This window comes from Actinomycetota bacterium (assembly GCA_005888325.1).
In the GTDB taxonomy this organism is placed as follows: Bacteria; Actinomycetota; Acidimicrobiia; order Acidimicrobiales; family AC-14; genus AC-14.
Window position 1 is genome coordinate 1 of record VAWU01000060.1, and the last position, 4,346, is coordinate 4,346.

At 69.3% G+C, this 4,346-nt stretch carries 4 protein-coding genes and 1 pseudogene (1 of these 5 running past the window's edge); 4 read left to right on the forward strand and 1 reads right to left on the reverse strand.

The genetic code is table 11. From position 1 onward, the window contains the following. The first annotated feature begins 126 nt into the window (after positions 1-126). From E6G06_17195 to E6G06_17205, 3 genes are read left to right on the forward strand one after another with little or no spacing between them, the layout of a single operon-like run. A complete protein-coding gene (locus tag E6G06_17195) occupies positions 127-876 on the forward strand; it encodes an NAD-dependent protein deacylase (protein TML87782.1) in 750 nt (249 codons plus the stop codon). 47 nt (positions 877-923) lie between these two features. Next, complete coding sequence (gene moeB, locus E6G06_17200; protein TML87783.1) at positions 924-2,105, forward strand: molybdopterin-synthase adenylyltransferase MoeB; 1,182 nt, start codon at positions 924-926, stop codon at positions 2,103-2,105. A gap of 17 nt (positions 2,106-2,122) precedes the next feature. Next, complete coding sequence (locus E6G06_17205) at positions 2,123-3,709, forward strand: methylmalonyl-CoA mutase (GenBank protein ID TML87784.1); 1,587 nt, start codon at positions 2,123-2,125, stop codon at positions 3,707-3,709. Between the two features lie 13 nt (positions 3,710-3,722). Here the strand turns inward: E6G06_17205 and E6G06_17210 are convergent, their stop codons facing one another. Further along, complete coding sequence (locus tag E6G06_17210; protein ID TML87785.1) at positions 3,723-3,905, reverse strand: hypothetical protein; 183 nt, start codon at positions 3,903-3,905, stop codon at positions 3,723-3,725. A gap of 106 nt (positions 3,906-4,011) precedes the next feature. Here E6G06_17210 and E6G06_17215 point away from each other — a divergent pair. Next, positions 4,012-4,346: pseudogene (locus E6G06_17215) on the forward strand (helix-turn-helix domain-containing protein); it runs 601 nt beyond the window's last position.

The window sequence follows — 4,346 nt, forward strand, 5'->3', positions numbered from 1 at the left end:
AGCGTGCTCCTTCAGCTGCTGTTCACAGCTGCGGTACTCTCCTGCTGTTTCACGATATTTCATTACAACACCACGGCGCTGTCAAGAGGGGAGCAGCGACCCGGAAGCGGTCAATAGGCTGGGAACGTGGACGACGAAGTCGCGCAGGTGGCCGCCTGGCTCGGCGAGGCCGCGCAGGTGGTCGTGCTCACCGGGGCCGGGATCTCGACCGACTCGGGCATCCCCGACTTCCGCGGACCGCAGGGCGTGTGGACGAAGAACCCGGGGGCGGAGCGCACCGCGACGCTGCAGCACTACATGGCGGACGGCGACGTGCGGAAGCAGGCGTGGCGCAACCGGCTCGACTCGCCCGCCTGGTCGGCGCAGCCCAACGCCGGCCACCGGGCGATCGTGGCCCTCGAGCGGCAGGGCAAGCTGCACTCCCTCGTCACCCAGAACATCGACGAGCTTCACCAGCAGGCGGGCACCGACCCGGCCAAGGTGGTCGAGCTGCACGGCACCATGCGCCATGTGATGTGCATGACGTGCGGCGAGCGGGCGCCGATGGAGCGGGCGCTCGAGCGGGTGCGCGCGGGCGAGGAGGACCCGCCCTGCCGGTCGTGTGGCGGCATCCTCAAGTCGGCGACGATCTCGTTCGGCCAGAACCTGGTGGCCGACGACCTCGAGCGGGCGGAACGGGCCGTCAGCGCGTGCGACCTCCTGCTCGCGGTGGGGTCGAGCCTCACCGTCTACCCGGCGGCGGCGCTCGTGCCGCTGGCACACGCCGCGGGGGCACGGATCGTCATCGTGAACGCGGAGCCCACGCCCTACGACGACATCGCCGACGCGGTGCTGCGCGGCTCGATCAGCGAGGTGCTCCCGGCCATCGTGGGGTGAGCCGGCGGCTCGGGAATGTTGACTCATCGGGTAGGGTTTTAGACACGATGGCTAGCTTCCGAGAGCTACTCAAGCAGACCAAGGCTCAGATCCGGGAGGTCGACACCGCGACGGCGGAGGCGGCGATCGCGTCCCGACCCGAGACGGTGGTGCTCGACGTGCGAGAGCCCGACGAGTACGAGCAGGGCGCGTTGCCGGGCGCGGTGCACATCCCCCGCGGCCACCTCGAGAGCCAGGTCGAGACTCGCATCTCCCGCGACGCGCCGGTCGTCGTGTATTGCGCGGGCGGCATCCGCAGCGCCTTCGCCGCGAAGACGCTGACCGACCTCGGCTACACCGATGTCGTCTCCATGGCGGGCGGCTTCAACAAGTGGAAGAACGAGGGTCGCGACTGGAAGACGCCCCAGACCCTGTCCCCCGAGCAGCGCAACCGCTACCAGCGCCACCTGCTCCTGCCCGAGGTGGGCGAGGAGGGCCAGCAGAAGCTGCTCAGCTCGCGTGCGCTGCTGCTCGGCGCGGGCGGTCTCGGCTCGCCAGCCGCCCTCTACCTGGCGGCCGCAGGTGTCGGCACGCTCGGGATCATCGACATGGACGTGGTCGACCATTCCAACCTGCAGCGGCAGATCTTGCACAACGTCGACCGCGTCGGCGAGCGCAAGGTCGACAGCGCCAAGAAGACTCTCACCGCGCTGAACCCCGACGTCGACGTCGTCACCTACGACGTGCGGCTCGGCGCCGACAACGTCCTCGACATCATCGACGGCTACGACGTCATCGTCGACGGCACCGACAACTTCCCGACGCGTTATCTCGTGAACGACGCCTCGTTGCTGAAGCGCATCCCCGTGGTCCACGGCAGCATCTTTCGCTTCGAGGGCCAGGCCACCGTCTTCGCGCCCTACCAGGGCCCGTGCTACCGGTGCATGATCCCCGAGCCCCCGCCCGCGGAGCTGGCGCCGTCGTGCGCGGAGGCCGGCGTCCTCGGCGTCCTGCCCGGCATCATCGGCAGCATCCAGGCCATGGAGGCCATCAAGCTGCTCCTCGGCCTGGGCGACCCCCTGATCGGGCGCCTGCTCGCGTACGACGCGCTCGAGGAGTCGTTCCGCACGTTCAAGGTCAACCGCGACCCCGAGTGCCCGGCGTGCGGTGAGAACGCAGGCGAGATCGTCATCGCCGAGTACGACGAGCTCTGCATGCCTCACCCGCGAGAAGCGCCTCCCGCCGCGTAAGTCGTAGCCTGAGCGGTATGGCGAACGACGAGCGCCGCACCGACTCCGGCATCGAGATCAAACCCGTCTACCGCCCGCGCGACCTCGAGGGATGGGACCCCGACTCGCAGCTCGGAGAGCCCGGGAAGCCGCCGTACACACGCGGCATCCGGCCCGACATGTACCGGGGCCGGCTCTGGACCATGCGCCAGTACGCGGGCTTCGGCACGGCCGAGGCCACCAACGCGCGCTTCAAGTTCCTGTTGGGCGCGGGCCAGACCGGCCTCTCATGCGCCTTCGACCTGCCGACGCAGATGGGCTACGACTCCGACCACCCGCGGGCCGAGGGCGAGGTGGGCAAGGTCGGCGTCGCCATCGACTCCCTCGACGACATGCACCGCCTGCTCGACGGCATCCCCCTCGACCGGGTGACGACGTCGATGACGATCAACTCGACCGCGTCGATCCTGCTGCTGCTCTACCAGCTGGTGGCGGAGGACCAGGGCGTCGACGCCAAGCGGCTGGGCGGAACCGTCCAGAACGATCTGCTCAAGGAGTACATCGCGCGGGGCACCTACATCTATCCGCCCCGCCCGTCGATGCGGATCATCACCGACGTCTTCGCCTACTGCAACGAGCACCTGCCGCAATGGAACACCATCTCCATCTCCGGCTACCACATCCGCGAGGCGGGCTCGACCGCGGTGCAGGAGATCGCCTTCACCTTGTCGAACGGCATCGCCTACGTGCAGGCGGCACTCGACGCAGGCCTCGACGTCGACGAGTTCGCGCCGCGCCTCAGCTTCTTCTGGAACGGGCACAACAACTTCTTCGAGGAGGTCGCGAAGTTCCGGGCGTCGCGGCGCATGTGGTATCGCATCATGAGCGAGCGCTTCGGCGCCAAGGACGAGAAGTCGAAGCTCCTCCGGTTCCACACCCAGACCGGCGGCTCCACGCTGCAGGCCCAGCAACCCGAGGTCAACATCGTGCGCGTCGCGGTGCAGGCCTTCGCGGCGGTGATGGGCGGAACCCAGAGCCTGCACACCAACGGCTTCGACGAGGCCATCGGCCTGCCCACCGAACGGGCGGCCAAGCTCGCGCTCCGCACCCAGCAGGTGATCGGCCACGAGTCGGGTGTGGCCGACACGGTGGACCCGCTGGCCGGCTCCTACTTCGTCGAGGCGCTGACCGATCAGGTCGAGGCCGAGGCCTGGCAGTACATCGACAAGATCGACGGCATGGGCGGTTCGGTAGCTGCCATCGAGGCGGGCTACATGCAGGACGAGATCGAGCAGGCGGCCTACGCGTACACGAAGGCGATCGACGACCGCGAGAAGGTGATCGTGGGCGTCAACGAGTACGTCGACAGCGAGCCCGAGCCCGTCGAGGTGTTCCCGATCGACCCCGAGCTGCAGCGGAGCCAGGCCGACCGCGTGCGCGCGCTCAAGGCCGAACGACCCGAGCCCGACGCGGTTCGTGCCGCGCTCGCCGACCTCGAAGCCGCGGCGCGCGGCACGCAGAACCTGCTCGTGCCCATGAAGGAAGCGCTGCGGCGCCGGGCCACCCTCGGCGAGGTCAGCGACGTCCTGCGCGGCGTCTTCGGGGTGTACCAGCCCTCACGCTGAACGTCTCACACCGTCAACCGGTGGTGGGGTGAGGACGGTTGCCCAACAAGGATCGGCGCGAGCCCCGTGCCTCCGGCGAACGTCGGTTGGCCCCGCGCGTCCTGCGCCGGGCGAGCCGTTCGGCGCGAGCGAGGGCGATCAGCTGACGGTGGTGCTGCTCGGCGAGCTGGTCGACGACGTACGGATGCGGGTACATGGTCTGATCCTCTACGCGTGCCGTCGGGGTGGCGAGCGGCGGGATTGACACTCTTCGGCACGATCCTGCCATTGGCAGGAGAGGCCGTGACCCTTAGAATGCTGCCATGAGCCAGAAGATGGTCGCGGTTGTGGCGTTCGACCAGGTGGCGGTGTTCGAGCTGGCGGTGCCGTGCGAGGTCTTCGGCATCGACCGCTCGGCGCACGGCGTGCCGACCTACCGGCTCTCGGTGTGCGCAGCCGAGCCTCCGCCGCTGCGTACGGGCGCCGGGTTCACCATCGACGGGTTGCACGACCTCGCGCCCCTGCGCCGCGCCGACACCGTGATCGTGCCCGCGTGGCGCGACATCGACGAGACGCCGCCCGAGCCGTTGCTCCACGCCCTCCGCCGCGCCCATCGCCGAGGGGCGCGCGTCGCGTCGCTGTGCTCGGGCGCCTTCGT